Origin of the sequence: Lichenihabitans psoromatis (genome assembly GCF_004323635.1) — a bacterium.
Classification (GTDB): Bacteria; Pseudomonadota; Alphaproteobacteria; order Rhizobiales; family Beijerinckiaceae; genus Lichenihabitans; species Lichenihabitans psoromatis.
Genome location: NZ_CP036515.1, coordinates 1087862 through 1104774 on the forward strand (window position 1 = coordinate 1087862; position 16913 = coordinate 1104774).

At 62.2% G+C, this 16913-nt stretch carries 17 protein-coding genes; 6 read left to right on the plus strand and 11 right to left on the minus strand.

The features are described from left to right. Positions 1-339 precede the first annotated feature (339 nt). Positions 340-927 (plus strand): Ros/MucR family transcriptional regulator, encoded by a 588-nt coding sequence (locus EY713_RS05085; RefSeq protein ID WP_131113857.1) that lies wholly within the window; start codon positions 340-342, stop codon positions 925-927. A gap of 91 nt (positions 928-1018) precedes the next feature. Here the strand turns inward: EY713_RS05085 and EY713_RS05090 are convergent, their stop codons facing one another. Both EY713_RS05090 and EY713_RS05095 read right to left on the minus strand, forming a co-directional pair. Beyond that, positions 1019-1309 carry a hypothetical protein gene (locus EY713_RS05090; protein ID WP_413771049.1) on the minus strand — a complete coding sequence of 97 codons (291 nt, stop codon included), beginning with the start codon at positions 1307-1309 and terminating at the stop codon, positions 1019-1021. 208 nt (positions 1310-1517) lie between these two features. After that, positions 1518-2453, minus strand: coding sequence for a LysR family transcriptional regulator (locus EY713_RS05095; RefSeq protein WP_131113859.1), 936 nt, complete (start codon positions 2451-2453; stop codon positions 1518-1520). Positions 2454-2598: 145 nt separating this feature from the next. Between EY713_RS05095 and EY713_RS05100 the strand changes: the two genes are divergently transcribed. Continuing rightward, positions 2599-3465 carry an alpha/beta fold hydrolase gene (locus EY713_RS05100; protein WP_131113860.1) on the plus strand — a complete coding sequence of 289 codons (867 nt, stop codon included), beginning with the start codon at positions 2599-2601 and terminating at the stop codon, positions 3463-3465. A 61-nt stretch (positions 3466-3526) separates the two neighbouring features. On the opposite strand, the gene EY713_RS05105 is transcribed toward EY713_RS05100, so the two are convergent. From EY713_RS05105 to EY713_RS05130, 6 genes are all read right to left on the minus strand, one after another. Next, on the minus strand, positions 3527-3964 hold the full coding sequence (locus tag EY713_RS05105) for a pyridoxamine 5'-phosphate oxidase family protein (RefSeq protein WP_131113861.1): 438 nt from the start codon (positions 3962-3964) through the stop codon (positions 3527-3529). Positions 3965-4094: 130 nt separating this feature from the next. Beyond that, entirely contained in the window at positions 4095-5006 is a 912-nt protein-coding gene (locus tag EY713_RS05110) for a carbohydrate kinase family protein (RefSeq protein ID WP_131113862.1), read from the minus strand. Beyond that, positions 5003-6004 carry an SIS domain-containing protein gene (locus EY713_RS05115; RefSeq protein ID WP_131113863.1) on the minus strand — a complete coding sequence of 334 codons (1002 nt, stop codon included), beginning with the start codon at positions 6002-6004 and terminating at the stop codon, positions 5003-5005. The genes EY713_RS05110 and EY713_RS05115 overlap by 4 nt, the downstream gene beginning before the upstream one ends. Before the next feature lie 4 nt (positions 6005-6008). After that, positions 6009-6857, minus strand: a complete 849-nt coding sequence (locus EY713_RS05120) for a carbohydrate ABC transporter permease (RefSeq protein ID WP_131113864.1) — start codon at positions 6855-6857, stop codon at positions 6009-6011. Next, positions 6854-7735 carry a carbohydrate ABC transporter permease gene (locus EY713_RS05125; protein WP_210215340.1) on the minus strand — a complete coding sequence of 294 codons (882 nt, stop codon included), beginning with the start codon at positions 7733-7735 and terminating at the stop codon, positions 6854-6856. Before EY713_RS05125 ends, EY713_RS05120 begins: the two co-directional genes overlap by 4 nt. A gap of 59 nt (positions 7736-7794) precedes the next feature. Next, entirely contained in the window at positions 7795-9048 is a 1254-nt protein-coding gene (locus EY713_RS05130) for an extracellular solute-binding protein (protein ID WP_131113866.1), read from the minus strand. Between the two features lie 232 nt (positions 9049-9280). Between EY713_RS05130 and EY713_RS05135 the strand changes: the two genes are divergently transcribed. Then, positions 9281-10477, plus strand: a complete 1197-nt coding sequence (locus EY713_RS05135) for an ROK family transcriptional regulator (protein ID WP_165491032.1) — start codon at positions 9281-9283, stop codon at positions 10475-10477. A gap of 17 nt (positions 10478-10494) precedes the next feature. On the opposite strand, the gene EY713_RS05140 is transcribed toward EY713_RS05135, so the two are convergent. From EY713_RS05140 to EY713_RS05150, 3 genes are read right to left on the minus strand one after another with little or no spacing between them, the layout of a single operon-like run. Continuing rightward, positions 10495-11664: an AMP-binding protein gene (locus EY713_RS05140; protein WP_131113868.1), complete on the minus strand. Its 1170-nt coding sequence runs from the start codon at positions 11662-11664 to the stop codon at positions 10495-10497. Positions 11665-11723: 59 nt separating this feature from the next. Beyond that, a complete protein-coding gene (locus tag EY713_RS05145) occupies positions 11724-13040 on the minus strand; it encodes a sensor domain-containing diguanylate cyclase (RefSeq protein WP_165491033.1) in 1317 nt (438 codons plus the stop codon). After that, a complete protein-coding gene (locus EY713_RS05150) occupies positions 13037-13417 on the minus strand; it encodes a phosphonate transporter (protein ID WP_131113870.1) in 381 nt (126 codons plus the stop codon). Before EY713_RS05150 ends, EY713_RS05145 begins: the two co-directional genes overlap by 4 nt. A 178-nt stretch (positions 13418-13595) precedes the next feature. Here EY713_RS05150 and EY713_RS05155 point away from each other — a divergent pair, with 178 nt between their 5' ends. The 3 genes from EY713_RS05155 to EY713_RS05165 all read left to right on the plus strand — a co-directional run bounded on the left by EY713_RS05155 (position 13596) and on the right by EY713_RS05165 (position 16867). Then, positions 13596-14141, plus strand: a complete 546-nt coding sequence (locus EY713_RS05155; RefSeq protein ID WP_165491034.1) for an ImmA/IrrE family metallo-endopeptidase — start codon at positions 13596-13598, stop codon at positions 14139-14141. Beyond that, positions 14142-15251 (plus strand): hypothetical protein, encoded by a 1110-nt coding sequence (locus EY713_RS05160; protein ID WP_131113872.1) that lies wholly within the window; start codon positions 14142-14144, stop codon positions 15249-15251. 119 nt (positions 15252-15370) lie between these two features. Further along, positions 15371-16867: a helix-turn-helix transcriptional regulator gene (locus EY713_RS05165; RefSeq protein ID WP_245572899.1), complete on the plus strand. Its 1497-nt coding sequence runs from the start codon at positions 15371-15373 to the stop codon at positions 16865-16867. Positions 16868-16913 lie beyond the last annotated feature (46 nt).

A 16913-nucleotide genomic window follows, 5' to 3' on the forward strand; every position in this document is an offset into this window, starting at 1 on the left:
TCGGAAAGATCAGCGCCTGTTTGCTGCCTTATGCCGTTGAACGCGGCGCTCGGCCTCCATGCCCGTTTGCAAGCGACGTTGTGTAGGAACCGACAGTACGCTTGCTCAGGCGTCAGCAGACGATCAAGCACAGGACGAGACGAAAGTCGGTTGAGACCCCGATCCGCGGTTGATCGCGCCCCAATTATTCGCCGCAATCTATCGACCAATGCGGCCGACTAAACCAGTGTGCTCAAAACTGCTGCAAAATAATGCGGGTTCTCGTAGCAAAGTCATTCGAGATCGACTTGCTAAATGGTACGGAGACGCTAAAGAGAGACATCTTTTAGGGGAAGACCGATGAACGACCAGAACAACGAAGATATGATTACCGTCACGGCCGATATTGTCTCTGCATTCGTATCCAACAATTCGGTTCGGGCAGAGGATCTTTCAGCTTTGATCGAATCCGTTCACCAGGCGATCAAGAGCCTGAGCGAGCACAAAACCGACGTGGCCGTGGCTCCCCCGCCGGTCCCGGCCGTGTCGATCAAGAAGTCGGTCACCGACGATTATTTGATTTGTCTGGAAGACGGTAAGCGCTTCAAGTCATTGAAGCGGCATCTCAGCACGTCTTACGGCATGTCGCCCGATGATTATCGCGCCAAATGGGGGTTGCCGCGCGACTATCCAATGGTCGCGCCGGGTTACGCTGCGTCGCGTTCGAAACTCGCCAAGGATATGGGTCTCGGCAAGAAGCTGGTTCAATTGCCGCCCGCCGTGGAAGAGGTCGCCCCCATCGCTCATCGCGAACCCGACGTCGCTGCGGCTCCGCAAAAAGCTGCCGCGAAGCGCACCAAGACGGCTGCTGCCGTAAAAGACGCAGCCCCCGCACCCGAAGAGGCGCCCGTGAAGCGCCGCGGTCGTCCGTCCAAAAAGGCCGCTTAATCGTAACGAAGCACAGAGAGACCTGCGCGACCGATCACATCGGTCGCGCAGGCTCCTTGGATTTTAAGCACACTTGCTGGACGAGGCGGACTTACCCGCGCTGTCCGGAAGACCGCCTGCGGGTCGCGGCGAAGACCAGCGCTCCTGCCGCAATCCCCGCAAAGGCCCATTGCAGCGGAAGAACGTCGGCCGTCTCGCTCCGGATCGGCAGAACCGCGATACGACCGGGCGACGTCTCGACGCCGGCCCCACCAGCCGCCTTCGCGGTCGCGATCTGGTCGGGCGACACCATCCATTCCGCCCCGCGCGACACATCGTAAAAGCGATAGCCAAAGCCGACCACGAGTGCGACCACAAGCGCAAGCACGAGTCTTGGAATCATCTGCAATTCATCTCTCCTTAAAGGCGCGGTCGCCGCCAAGCGGGGGCGCCTGTGACTGAAACGCGTCGGCAGGTCCGTCACGGTCGAGGCGCCGAGCGACCCGTTTGATCCTGCCCAAGCATCCGAAGACCTGCGATCGTCGAAGCGCCAGACGAATACGATCGACGAGCGGCACCGACAAGGCAGGCGAGCCGCTGACTGACGCGGTTCATTTCGAAAGAGGCGGCGCCATGCTCGCGGCAAGACGCAGAAACTCGCGCCTCAACGTCGGAACAGCATGGTCGATAAAGGCGCGTAAAACGCCCCGCCGGGCTCGGTCGGGATGGAAGACGAGCTGCGCCGGCGTCGGCGGCACCTCGAAGGCGGAGAGAAGCCGGACGAGGCGCCCTGTCTCGAGGTGCTCTGCAACCTGATAGCAACGCGCACGGATGATGCCATGTCCGCGAAGCGCAGTATCGATTCCCGCCGCAGCGTTATTGATGCTGAGGCGCGTTCGAACACGTGTCGAGCGTAAAGGTGCGCCCTGCCCCTGCGCCATGTCGAATGACCAGAGTTCGCCGTCGCCCTCCGCATTGAGCCCGATGCAATCATGGCGAGCGAGATCGTGAGGGGTCGCAGGTAATCCGGATCGAGCCACATAGTCCGGCGATGCACAAACGATGGCACGCACCTCGCCCACCCTGATCGCCGTCAAGGTCGAATTGGGAAGAGGCGCCAGACGCACCGCGAGGTCGACACCATCGCCGACCAGATCAACCACGCGATTGTCCATCAAGACGCGGGCCGCGACATGCGGATACTGCCGAAGGAAGGTCTCGAGAACCGGCATGACTTTCAGCCGCCCGAAAAGTTCGGGCGCGGTCAGTACGATGCTCCCGTGAAGGTGGCCTGCAGCGCTACCCGGCTCGACCTCGCGAAGTCTTGCCAGCACGTCTCGCCAGATTGCGACATGCCGCTCGCCGGCCGCCGTGAGGCTGAGCTTCCGTGTCGACCGCAGCAGCAGCGCTTCTCCGGCATGGCGCTCGAGACACGCGACCGCTCGTGTCACGGCGGCCGGCGATCGCCCATGTGTCCGCGCGGCGGCGGCGAGCGAGCCGTCCTCCACGGCCGACACGAACAGCACCATGGCGTCCAAGCGATCCATCGTTTCGCAAACTGCAATTAAGCCGGTCGTATCGCAAGCATTCTCTTGTTTTCTGAAATCTCTAAATTCGAGTCTCGATCAAACCCAAACCTGCAGCGGGCGGTCCGAGATCCCGCTGCGCGCCACTCAAGCAAAGGAAACAACGATGTCCGCCATTATCTACCGCACACAGAAGGTTGGCGATGTCGACGTCTTCTATCGGGAGACCGGCCCGATCGACGCGCCGGTCATCCTGCTGCTTCACGGCTTCCCGACATCGAGCCATATGTTTCGCGATCTGATGCCGGCGCTTGCCGACCGCTACCGCCTGATCGCGCCCGACCTGCCTGGATTTGGGCTGACGACGGCGCCGCCGCGTGGACAATTCACCTATAGTTTCGAGACTCTAGCCCATGTGATCGGCGGCTTCGTCGATGCGATCGGCCTCCCGCGCTACGCCTTGTATATCTTCGACTACGGCGCACCCGTGGGCCTCAGGCTTGCCATGGCGAACCCCGAGCGCATCACGGCGATCGTCACTCAGAATGGCAACGCCTATATGGAAGGGCTCAGCGCGGGTTGGGAGTCATGGCAAGCCTATTGGCGGGAGCCGACGCCCGCGCACCGAGAAGCGACGCGCGCATCCCTCTCGGATGAGGCGATCCGTTTCCAATACGAGCATGGCTCACCCGCGGGACGCGTGTCGCCGGACGGCTCCATGCTGGATACGTTCTACATGCATCGACCGGACGCGTATGAGATCCAGCTCGATCTCATTCTGAGCTACGGCAGCAACGTCGCGCTTTATCCGGATTTTCAGTCCTATCTTCGCCAACACCGTCCGCCAGTGCTTGCCGTATGGGGCAAAAATGACCCGTTCTTCCTGCCGCCCGGTGCAGAAGCCTACCGAAGAGATGTTCCCGACACCGAACTCCACTTGCTCGACACGGGACACTTTGCTCTCGAGACGCACCATCAGGAGATTGCCAGGTTGATGCGGGACTTCCTCGGCCGCAAACTCGCCGCGGCCTGATCGGAGCGGCCGGATCGCTGCACCGTCCCGCTGACTGGCGAGACGGTGCAGGGATTGTCGCTTATCGAAGCGGGACCTCGGCTTCGTCCTGGCCGGCCCAATAATGCAGGCGTTCGGCGTGGACCTTGATCAGAACGATGCCGGGCGTGTCGACGCCCTGCTCGAACCAGCGGTCGAGATCGCTCGTCCAATGTTCGGCGAAAATCACCTTGTCGCGGATCAACTCGGCCTGACCTTCGATCGCGATGAACAGCGGCGGCTTTCCCAGCAAGCCTTTAGCGCCGGTAAACGAGAGACCGACCTGCGCGTCATGCTCGATATCGTGGATCGTCCTGGCGCTGTCATATGAGAAGAAGAACGAGTCTCCTTTATATTCGACATCGCCATTGTTGCTCATGGGGCGGCTCGCGATTGCACCGTTGGTTGTCCGCGTCGACAGCATCCCGAAGTCGATGTCGCGCATCTTCTCGGCGATCTCTTGAAGGGTCATCGTGGCCATAATCTGATTTCTCCTCGATCGAACCGCTCACAAGCGCTGAACGGTCGCATCTGAAAGGGAAAGCCGAGATCCGACCCATGGTTCCCCCTCGAACCGCGCATCGGTTCGATCGGTGCGTGTTTGCGCGGGCTCAGTCTTCGTGGTCGATAAAGCGACGCGGGCGGGTCGAGACGGCGCGGGAGGCCATCCGAACGCCGGCCGCGACCGCGACCTCGAACCCGTGTTGCGCGACGCAAGCCGCCAGATATCCCGCATTGAACGTGTCGCCTGCCCCGATCGTGTCGATGACGATGACGCGCGGTGCCGAGACGGTCACATCCCGTCCGTCGCACCAGGCTCGTGCGCCCGCCGCACCCGTTTTAATGACCAGAATGGCGCCTGCAGGAAGATGCTGCTGCAGGATGACCGCCGCCTGCTCGCACGATGCCGTTCCGGTCAGGCCGAGGGCCTCGGCCTCGTTGATCAGGAGGTGATCGCACATCGGCAGCCAGGACGCGACGACGACACGGTTGGCGGACGACCAGCCGCCGTCCGGCCAACCGGTGTCGAGCGCAACCCGATAGCCGCGTTGGCGAAGCGTCGTCATCAGGTCGCCGTAGTGAGCCACGAGCGCGGGCGTCACGAAGCAACCCGTCAGCAGCGCGATCGCGCCAAGTGGAGCATCGGCGGGCACTTGCGACAGAACGGCCTCGAGAGTGAAGTCGAGCAGATGACCGAGGGTCGTGAAAAATGTGCGCTCGCCGTCGGGGTGAGTGATGCCGACCGAAAGGGCGCAGGCGCGGGGCGAGGTGGGCCATGCGTCGGCCACGGTCCCGAACGGGTCGCGGAGCCAGCGCCCGAGCGCGTCGGCGCTTGTATTGGCGACCAGCCGGAACGGCACGCCGAGGGCTTGCCAAGCCAATGCGGTATTGCCGGCCGCTCCGCCCACGCGAAGATCGCTTTCAGGCAGCAAAACCTCGGTCCCGGGCGTCGGCCAGGGCTGCTGAGGACCCATCACGAGGTCCACGTTGACATTGCCGATCACAAGCAATTGCGGGTTCATGGCGTGACGGTGATCTTGTTGGACCGGATCGGCGTGCCGACGTCGGCCACGCGCGCAGCCGCCACCTCGACCAGCAGACGCTGGAGGGTCGGCAGCATGTCAAACACCGCCGCCATCCCGTCGCTGGGCCCGACCGACAGCGTATGAACCCCTCGGACGGGCTTGGACCCGCTGCCGTCGAGCACCACCACGGGGCACCCCGCCAAACGGCAATCCGCCGCCAGAGCAGCATCGAGATCGGCCGATTTGGCGCCGCGCAAGATGATGACGCCGGTCTGCGACGTCAGCGCCTCCATTGGACCGTGTCGCAACTGCCCGGCCTCGAAACCGAGCGCCGAACATCGCGCAAGTTCCATCAGGCACAAGGCGCCACCCTCCGCAACGCCGGCCAGCAATCCCCGGCCGCTCACTACGAAGGTCAAGCAGGCCGCAAGAGCATCGAGCGCAGCCTCGATCTCGACCATTTCAGGCTCGGCCAGCGCCGCAAGGGCTTCGATCGGGTCGAGGCCGAGCGACGCCAGCACCGCAAGATGCAATGCGTGGGAGATCAGCAGACTTCTGGTCGCCGCAAAAGCGCGCTCGGGTCCGCCGCTGCCGATAAGACACGGGACGGAACGGCCAAGCGGGCTCGCAGCATCGAGCGTGAGGCCAAACCGCTCGTCAGCGCCAGCCTCTTCCCTGAGATAGCGGACGATCTCTCCCGATTGCCCCGATTGCGAAACGATGAGGACCGTTCGCGGCATCGCCGAAGGCAGTACCCCGAGCATGTCCGAGACAACCTCGGCGCTCGCATCGACGCCGAGTTCGCGATAGGCCCGCGCTGCGGTGCGATTGACCCAATGCGAGCCGCCCATGCCAAGCAGCAGCAACCGGCCGGTCTTCCGGATGCTCGTGGCGATGATGGCGACGACCGGCTTGGCGGCCGCGACGGAATCCAAAGCATCGGCATGCTGCCGCGCCATCTCGGCCTCGATGGCGACTAATCCGGGTGCGATCATCTTGTCATCCTTTGACGCCACCCGTGGTCAGCCCACTGATCAGCGCCTTCTGCAAGCCGAAGGCGATCAGCACCGGCGGCAATGCGGTCAGCAAGCCGGCAGCGGCCACAAGCCCGAAATCCGTGGCGCGACCCGCCGCAAAATCCGCGATCGTCACCGTCAGGGTTTTGGCATCGGCATTGCTGGTAAACAGCAGAGCGAAGAAGAATTCGTCCCAGGCGAGCAGCAGCGCGAACAACGCCGCCGTGGCGATGCCGGCCCGGGCCAGAGGCAACGACACGTAAAGCAGCGTCTTGAACACGCCAGCGCCGTCCATCGCGGCCGCCTGCTCGATTTCATCGGGCAGAGCGTCGAAGGCTGATTTGATGAACCAAGCCGTGAATGGCGTCAGAATGGCGCAATAGACGATGATGAGGCCGGTGACGCTGTTGAGCAGATGCAAGGCCGACAGCATGAAATAGAGCGGAAGCACCAAGGCGACGGCCGGCGTCATATAGGTCGCCAACACCACATAGAGCGTCGCCGTCACGGCCCGGCGCCGATAGCGCGCAAAGGCCCAGGCGGCCGGGATCGAGACCAGCATCGATACGAGCGTGGCGCCGACCGAGGCGCCGAGGCTGTTCCGCAACCCGAGCAGAAAGGCTTCGCCCGGCGTATTGGCGCCGAAATCGAGCAGCCGCCGATAATGGCTGAGATCGATCTGACTGGGGATGAAGCGCAAGGGCTTTGCGGTGAGGTCCGCTGGCGGCGACAGGCTGAGGATGAGCAGCCACGCCACCGGCGCGAGCGTCACCAGCACGAAGAGGAGAACCGCTGCATAGAGAAGCGTGGATGCGAGGCGGCTCCGCTTCATGCGGGTTGCCCGTGACGCAACAGGCGCATGTAAACCGTGACCAGCACCATGCAGATCAGAACCACGATCAAGGCATAGGACGCACCCGACCCGACCCGCAGGAAGCGAAACGACTCCTCATAGACGAAAAAACTCATGGTCTTCGTGGCGCTCGCCGGGCCGCCGCGTGTCATCACATAGACGATGTCGAAGACTTTCAGAGCCTCGATCGACCGGAGGACGATCGCGACGAGCAACGGTGGCGCGATGACCGGCCAGGTCACGACTTGAAAGCGGCGGAAAGCGCCCGCGCCATCGAGCCGCGCCGCCTCGTAGAGATCGGCTGGCGCATTCTGTAAAGCCGCCAGGACGATCAGCGCGACGAGCGGGTAATTCTTCCACACGTCGGCCAGGACCACGGCGTTCATGGCGCTATCGGGGTCGCCGAGCCAACCTCGGTATCCGGACAAGACGCCCGTCTGTGTCAGAACCGCGTTGAGCACGCCGAAATCAGGCTGATAGATGAGGCGCCACATGATTGCGTTGACGATCGTGGGCAGCGCCCACGGCAGCACGAGCAGCGCTCGACACACCGTCCGGCCCCGAAATTTCTCGTTGAGCAGCAACGCCACGAGAACGCCGAAGAGCGTTTCGAACCCGACCGACAGGATGGCAAAATAGAGGGTATGCGCCGTCGCGCTGAGGAAATTCGCATCGGTCAGCGCATAGATGAAATTGTCGAGCCCAACCCAATGCGCCGAGCCGAGCCCCCCCAGCAAACGCGCGTCCGTGAAGGCGAGCGCGATCGTCTGCACGACCGGGTAGCCCACGACGGCCGCCATGATCGCCAACATCGGAGCGAGCAGACGCCAGGGCGAGATCGAGCCCGGCCGTTGCATAGCCATGGATCAGCCCTTCGTCAGACATGGGGCGCACGGACGCGCCGTGCGCCGATCCATCATCGCAGGCGCGCGGCGGCCTTGTCGGCCTCGGCCAGGGCGGCATCCGGGGTTGCCTTGTCGGTCAAGGCATTCTGGATCTGCGCCTGCAAAATGGTCGAGACCTCCTGGTAGGAGGGTGTCACCGGGCGAAGGCTCATGACGCTGATGGCGGTCTTGGCGGCTGCAACCAAAGGCTCCTGCCCCTTGGTTACGGCCGGATCGTCATAGGACGACTTCCAGATCGGCAGGCTCAACTGAGCATATTTGTTCTGAACCTCCTGCGAGGTCAGAAAGCTGATGTATTTCCAACCGAGATCAGGATGGCTCGACCCCGCCGTGATGCCGAGACCCATCGACCCGTTGACGGCCGAGGCCTCCGTGTGACCGGCGACGCCCGGTGCCGGCACCACGCCGACCTTGCCGACGATCTTGCTTTCCGCCGGGTCATTGGCCTTGGCGTAAGCATAGGTCCAGTTGAGCGCGAAGGCGGCATTGCCGGCCGAGAAGACTTTCCGCACATCCTCCTCAAGATATTCTTTGGAGTTCGGATTGGAGACGCCGTCCTTCAACGATTGGACCATATATTTGACGGCATCGAGCGAGCCACCCTGATCGAAGGCGGGCTTGCCGTCATTGTAGTAGGTCCCGCCATGGGCCGCCGTGATGGTGGCATAGTCACACACGACGGCTTCGGCCTGCGACCAACTCCAGACGATCGGATAATCGACGATCTTCTTGTCCTTTATGATCTTCGCATCGGCCAGAAGTTCATCCCAGGTCTTGGGCGGCGTCGCGATGCCGGCTTTGGCCAGCATGTCGGTATTGTAGAACAGGTATTTGGTATCGAGGATCCACGGAAGGCCGTAATACTTGCCGTCGAAAAGGCTCGTTGACCATGCGCCGTCGAACACCTTCGCGGTGTCGATATTGGCCTTCACCCGATCGGTGACGTCGCGAAGCACGCCGTCACGCGCAAAAGCCGCCGGCCAGATGACGTCATACAGCACCACGTCATAGCCCGAGCCACCCGCAGCCTTTGAGGCGACGATCTTGTCGAACAGCGCCTCATAGGGCACGAATTCCAAATTGACGGTCGTCCCGGGGTTCGCTTTTTCGAAGTCGTGCGTCATGTTCCGCACGTCATTATCGCTATAGGCCGCTTGCGCCATAAAGAGCGCATTCAGGGTTTCGGCATGTCCCGGCGACGCCAAGACCGTCCCGGCCAACGCGGCCAGACCAACCACACCGATCCAAGACTTGATTTGCAGCATGGCTTTTCCTCGTTTTAGGCGGAGATGGGTCGGGTTCGATTGCGTGAACGGGTCGGTAGAGGTCCTGGGCAGGAAAGGCGTCGGTGTCGGTCGCACGTGCCGCTCGGCGAACGATGGCCCGGATGGCGTCGAAGGAACGTTTCGATTAAGTCAATTTGAAATGAGTATTGAGAGCTGTCAAGCCGCTCCAGCGGTTTGCGGAAACCTGGGAATGAGGGGAACGAGAACGCCAGTGTCGACCAGCCTCAAGATCGCGGGCAGCAATCTCGAACATGTGCAGACGCATAATCGGCGTGTCGTCCTCGATGCAATCCGCCGGGCGGGCGCCCTGACGCGAGCCGAGGTCGCGCGGCGAACCCATTTAACTGCGCAAACCGTCAACAACATCGTGAGCGTCCTGCACGACACTGGCTTGGTGTCGGCCGGGGCGCCCAACCGAGGCGGCCGCGGTCAACCCTCGATTCCCTACAGCATCGATCCCGAAGGCGCGTGGTCGCTCGGCTTCCACGTCGACCATCGCAGCATCTCGGGCGCGGTCGTCGATTTCACCGGCCGCATTCGAGGTCACAAGAGAATACCCGCCGATCAGCCCTCGCCCACGCAGGCCGCCGACGCCCTCGCCCGAATGGCCGCACCTTTGCTGAAACGGGCCGGCGCGGTCGAGAGCCGGATTCTCGGGGCCGGATTGGCCGTGCCGGTTCGCTTCAATGCCGGCTCGATCACAAGCGCCGGACCGACGACCCTGCCGGGCTGGGACGAGGGCGACGCGGCAGACATGATCGAAGCCGCGCTCGGCATGGCCGTGCTGATCGAGAACGATGCCGTCGCGGCGGCCATCGGCGAACGCCTGAACGGCCTCGGCCGTGAGATCGATAGCTACGTCTATCTGTTCATGAACGATGGCCTCGGCGCCGGGATCATGATCGAGGGTCAGCCGTGGCGCGGCACGGGCCGAAATGCCGGCGAAATCGGTCATATGATCGTGGTGCCCGATGGCCGGCCATGTCCCTGCGGCAATCACGGCTGCCTCGAGCGGTATGTGTCATTGAGCGCGGTCTACGAGAACCTCGGGATCGCCCCACCGGATGCCACGCCCGAGTTCATCGCCCATCTCGAAACGAGCGCCCCCGGTCGCCTCGATGCCTGGGTCAAGGACGCCGCGCCACGCCTCGCCCAAGCAATCGGAATTCTCGAATCGGCCTTCGATCCACAGACCGTGATCCTGGGCGGCGTGGCGCCGAAAAGCGTCTTGGAGCGCTTGGTGGCGGCTCTCGCGCTGCCGGTCTCGGTCGGGTCTCGCGCGTCACGCACCCTGCCTCGCGTCATGCTCGGTCGTACCGGCCCGGAGGCTCCGCTGCTGGGCGCCGCATCCTTGCCGATCTTCGACGAAGTCTCACCACGCTTTGACGTGCTTCTCAAAAACGGTTGAGGCGCCTTAGCTTTACGCTACCAATCGGCATTCTTGCCGAGATCGGATCTGGGAAGATTGTCGCCGAACGTCACCATGGTCGGCCGCTCGGCCGCCGTCAGGTTGCGCCTCGTCCAATCCAAGAGGTCGGCTTCGAGGCGGGCTACGTCGACGCCGGGTTGAGGCACGACGAAGGCCTTCAGGCGGCTGCCTTCCTCAGGACGCATGAGACGAACCGCCGCCTCCCGCACGCCGGGTCGCCCCGCGAGTTGGGCCGCGACGGCGCTGGGACTGACGTTGACGCCGCCGACCTGAACGGCGCCGTCGCGCCGTCCCGCCAGCCGGAACCGACCATCATCCGTCAAGACGATGCGATCCGGCAGATCGGCCCTGAGCCCGGAGAGGTGGACGAGTTCGTGCGCCTCCTCCCGCGACTCGTCCGAAAACCGCCAATGGGGCATCAGCGCATAGGGATCGCCGGGGTCGTCCCGTAACGCGATCCCAGCCGTCTCGGACGATCCATAGACCTCGATCATTCGGGCAAGGCCACTGTCGCGGAGTGACGCGATAAGCGCCTCGGGACACGGCGCCGTCGAGGTCACGCCGGTCACGCCCGGAGCCACATGACGGAGACTGCGCTCGAACCAGCGCCATCGTTCCGGGAAACCGACGACGAGATCGCCGGCTCGCAGATCACGGGCAAGGTCGGCAGGACTCGCCCGCTCGGCCGCCCACACATCGACGCCGAGATGGTCGGGAAGCAGGGCAGTGAAAATGAAGCCGTAGATATGATGAGCCGGTGCCATGGCGACGATGCGCCGCCGGTCGCTCAACCAATCGGCGAGGAACGAGGTCTCGGCCAAAAGATGCGCGGCGGAGTGGCAGCAGCGTTTCGGGACGCCGCTCGATCCCGAACTCGAGAAGGTGATGCCCGATCCGCCGCCGCGCAGCACGGTTTCGATGTGGTCGAGCCAGCCACCGAACGTGTCGGTCGCCAACAGGTTGGCCTCGTCGCCGCCATCGTAGAGGTGGAACATTTCGTTCACGGCGGCGGCGAGTTGAAGGATCTCGAGCGAATCCGCCGCGACCGAGACCTCGCCCTCACCCTCACCCTGCATCGGAAGTGTCTCGGGCCACACGTCCGGCAATCGCGTCGGTGACGGCACCAGACCGCGTCGGCCCCGTGCCGCCGCGCGCTCTTGGCTCAACAGGCTCTGCAAGACGCGACCCAGCGCCGCGCGAGACAAGATAGGCGGCGCTGGAGCAGTCAAGCGACAGGCGACACAGGACGACCTTCCACGACGCGGTCACGACCACTTCGCTTGGCGGTGTAGAGGGCTCGATCCGCTTGTTGAACCAGGTCCGCGAGAGACCCGGTTGCGGCTGAGCCGACGACCCATCCCAAACTCGCCGTAACGTGAAGATCCGTTCCACCGACCTCGATCGATGCGGATGCGATCGCCGATCGCATCGTCTCAGCAACGGTCGACGTCAGAACGGCATCGGCGCCCGGAAGCATCGCGGTGAATTCCTCGCCACCAAGACGGGCCAGCGTGTCGATTGGACGGAGGACGGCCGCGCAAGCACTCGCAACCATTTTCAAGACCTGATCTCCCACTGCATGTCCATGAGTATCGTTGACCAACTTGAAATAGTCGATGTCGAGGCTGATGAGCCCGACCGGCCTGCCGGTCCGCAAGCAGCGGCGAAGCTCTTCTTCAGCAATATCGAAAAAATGGGCGCGGTTGCAGACGCCTGTAAGATGGTCGGTTGTCAGACGGCGTCTGATTTTATCGGAATCCATCCGGGACTGCGCCACAGGGCGAAGCACCGCAGTATAGCCTACGACCTGTTGGCCCGCTCCGCTCTCGTCGCCGCGCACTGAAATCAGGCGATGGCAACGGTAACGCCCCCCATTGCGCAACGCGGACCAGCTCTCGGCGAGATGCCAGCCGTCCCGATGCGCGCAGGCGATCTCATCCGGCATGCTCATTGAGGAGGAAGCCGGATCGGGCCGATCGAGAATGCTGATGTGGTTGCCGACGAGGTCATGTTCAGCAAAGCCGGTCTGCAACAACACGGCCGCATCGGCGGTTTGAATGCGGCCGTCGAGATCCAGCCCGAGAATGGCGAAATCGTCTTTGGCGTTGAGGAGCGACGAAAACCAAGCATCGGCCTGTTTCAAGCGCCGCTCCTGAGCCACGCGCTCGGAGATGTCTTCGAGCGTCACGATAAGCTGATCTTTATTCAGCTTGACGATCGTGCAGGCTAGAACCAGGGGGATCTCGGTCTTACCCCCTTGCGAACGGCCCACGAAGAGGCGATGGCCTTGGCAGATCTGCCCTTGCTCCGCCCCGAAGTCGGATACGACGTGCCGCAACTCGGGCGCGTAAGCCTCGATCGCGGCAAAAAGGTTCATGCTCTGCGATACGCTGCCAAGCCCGAGCAGCAATTGCATTGCAACCGGATTGAGCATTGTGATCCCACCCGTTGCATCGGCTCGGATCAGACCAACCGGACAAGCATAGAGGAACTGAAGCAGGTCCGTGCTATCGCGCTCGAATTCATCGTCCACGGCGGTCACTTGGAACGCAAGATCAATATATAACGCAACGGCGCGGCGCTCCCTTTCAGCAAGCGGAGCTTGACCGGGGTAGGCCGCATCCGCAGCGTCAGAACGTAATCGAGGGTGGTATCGAGCGTCGGCTCGTCCTCGAATTTCTGCGCGACCATGAAATTGTTCATGCACTGCGCTGTCGTTGCGAAATAATGCGTGTTCAAGACGCTGTCGAGCGAAAGGCCGGCCGCGCGGCTCTCTGTTTGATTGTAAACCTTCACCAAACCTTCGGGCGACAACCCGACGACACCGAACGAAAGGTCGTTGATGACCGTGGAATCGAGCCGATCGAGATCCGCCAGCGTGATCGTGGCAAAATCGAAAGCGTTTTGGTCGGACGACATGGTTGGCCTTTCGGGCGGTGGCGCGCGGCGAAGGACGGCGTATGACGACGACGTCTAAGCTCCGATGACTAAGGGACCGTATACGAGTCCGGCAGACGAGCGAACACGAGAAACCGAGACGGCGCCACGATCCTTAAAGAACGGGACAAGGACTATGTCGCCGTGCGAAGATCATAGCGTGGAAACACTTCAGTCATCAGCAAAACCCGTTCCGGCGCGTGCCTCAAAAGCCGTCATCTCGGCCTATGCCGAGGATATCGCACGCCAACTGGGTTTTCAAATCGGCAACACGCTCGAGCCGATCGTCGCGACACTCGGTGGCATCATCGCCTATCGCAATCCCATCTACGTCAACTCGAATGCCAGCGAGTCCATCGTGGTTCGCGGCGGCAACGACTTTACGATTTATCTCGGCACCATGACGTCGCCGGAGCGCGACCGTTTTACGATAGCGCATGAACTCGGCCACCTCTTCATTCACTATCCGCTGACAAGCATCGATGGCGCGCCCACGCCTATGATCGCGACCACCTGGGTCGATGACGACGACGAAGACCAGCGCCGAGCCGAATGGGAAGCGAATTGGTTTGCGGCCGCATTTTTGATGCCTGCGGAAGACTTCGCGAGCTATGCGAAGCAGATGGATCTCAACGAACTCGCCATGACCTTCTCGGTCAGCTATTCGGCCGCAGAGATGCGGAAAACCAGCCTAGGCATCACGTAAGTGCCAGAATGTCCCCGCTATCGCATTCGCCTGTTCCTGTCTGTCGATCTCGTCGGTTCGACCGCCTTCAAGCTTGGGCGTGGCGCGGATCGAGCCAAGGTCAGCAATCCTCATCCGATCTGGGTCGATGAAATCCGAAAGTTCTATCGCGGCTTTCCGGCGACTCTGACGGCCAAATTCCGCAGGCTCGCAGAGACGGACAAACGAGCGGACATTCAGGAAAAGCCACCCCTGATCTGGAAAACGATCGGGGACGAAATCGTCTTCTGCAACAAGATCGAAGACATCGACCATCTCTCCATCTGCATCAACGCGTTCATCTCGACGCTCGACATGCACAGCAAGGCCTTGGAGACGCGACGGATCGAGGACGCCGGAAAACTGCCGGCCGGCCTCGCGGTCAAGGGGACCGCCTGGATCGCCGCCTTCCCCTATCCGAACATCTCGGTCAGCATCTCTCAGAAAATTCGAACGCTCAACCTCGAAACGACCGAAGAATTCGAGGCCAGCGCCGAAACCAACCCGCAAGGTTATGATTTTCTCGGCCAAAGTATCGATACCGGTTTTCGGATCTCGACCTTTTCCGGCATCGACAGAATTTCGATTTCGGCGGAACTGGCTTATCTTCTCTGCGATCTGGCGGCGGACGGTAAACTCAACGTCAAGCTGCATTACGCAGGACGAGAATCGCTAAAGGGTGTGACGACGGGCAAAACTTACCCGATCACCGTCTTGGATACCGAACGCAATCCGCTTCGGAAATCGGTCAAAGAACATGAAAAGACGCTGATGGGCGTCGCGGAAACCAAGAATGAGCAGTTGAAGGCTTTTCTTGCGGCTTATTTCCTCGACGAAGCGGTCGAGGTGCCGAGCTTGTCGGAAACCTCGCTGCCTGAAAATTACCGGACCTTCGCTTTGGCTTGGGCCGCGACCGCGAAGGAAGAAGAAGAAAAGACGAAACGCGAGCTCGAAGGGGAAGCTCAGCGGGCGCAGGACCGATTGCTCGACAAGTCGCACGAAGCGAACGTCATGGATCGCGTTCGGTCAATCGGCGACACGTTGATCAAGAAGGCCACGAGCCTGCCGTCGTCGCGCCGATCAGGCCGCTAACGCCACGGTCTCATGGCTCGCCCGCGACGTCGACCCGGAAACGCAACCTGTCCCGCTCCGCGACGTTGCTGCTTCGAGCGCCCGACGATGGCGAGGGTCGACGCAGCGGAGATTTGCGTTTGAGCACAGAGGCCGACGAGGCGGACTGGAAGGCCATGGTGGCCGACCTCAGCGAAGGCGTCTTGCTGATCAGGCCTGACGGGACACTGACCTTCGCCAACACGGCCGCGCTAGCGATGCATGGCGTCAGCCGGCTCGACGAGCTTGGTGGGTCAATCGCGGGCTTTCACAAGCGGTTTATCCTCAGCAACGCACGGTCGCATCCGCTCGATCCGAAGCAGGATCCACTGGCGCGGGCGGCGCGGGGCGAAGCCTTCTCCGACATGGTAATCCGCGTCGCCAAAGTCGGGGACGGGGAGCATCAGTCGATCTTCAGGGTTCGGAGCCTCATCGATCGGAACGGCGAACAAGGCGGTCTTCACTCCGGCCTGCTGATCCGGAATGATACGGAACTCGTCGAAGCCGAACAGCGGTTCGAGCATATGTTCCGCGCCAACCCGGCCCCGGCCGCGATTTGTCGCCTCTCGGATTTTCGATTCTGTCGCGTCAACCAGGGCTTTCTCGAACTGACCGGGTTCAAGGAAAACCAGGTGGTCGGCCGTTCGGTCTACGAGGTCGATGTGTTGAGGCAGGCGGAGCAGCGGGCCGCCGCCATCGAGCACCTGCACGCCGGCGAAACCATCCGGCAAAGGGAAGCCTGCCTCGACGTCCCTGCGGATAGCAATAAATGGGTGATCGTGGCCGGTCATCCGATCGACATGCCGGGTGATACCCGATGTATGCTGTTCACATTTGCGGATCTCGAGGCGCGGCGGAAGGCTGAGATCGCCCTGAAGCAAAGTGAAGAACGCTTTGCCAAAGCGTTTCAGCTGACGCCGGTCCCGACCTTGATCGGCAAGCGGGCCGGACTTGCCATCTCCGGCCTCAATGATTCCTTCACCCAGACGTTCGGTCACCATCTCGACGATTGCCTGGGCAAGACGGCCGCCGAGATCGGCCTCTGGATCGACCCCAAGCTCGAGCGCCGCTTCGACCGCGAGCTGAAGCGGGCTGGAGCCGTCAGGAACTTCGATGGCCGCCTCCGGGCGAAGGATGGGTCAGAGCTCGACTGCATGATCTCGGCCGAAAGCGTGACGATCGATGGCGAAGCTTGCGTGCTCTGTACGCTGCAGGACATCACCGAACGGCGTCGATCTGAAAAAGACTTGATCGCCGCGATCGAGGCGGCAATGTCGGACGCGTCGTGGTTCACCCGGGGCGTGCTCGATAAGCTTGCGGCGCTCCGGCAACCACCGCGGCCGGGCGAGGCCGCTCCGAGCGAAACATCTCTGACACGGCGCGAGCGCGAGGTGTTGAAGCGCGTCGGCCATGGGTCGACCGATCAGGAGATCGCCGAGGAACTGGCCGTCTCGCCCAACACGGTTCGAAACCATGTCGCGTCCCTCCACCGAAAGCTCGGCGTCAACCGCCGCAGCGCCGTCGTGGTCTGGGCTCGCGAGCGCGGCCTTGTCGATGCGCCGGAGCCGAAACGCTCCATCCGTGCCAAAAAGCGGTAAAATCCGCTTAAGCAAATTAGTCAAAAACGACCAGCAATTTTTCTAC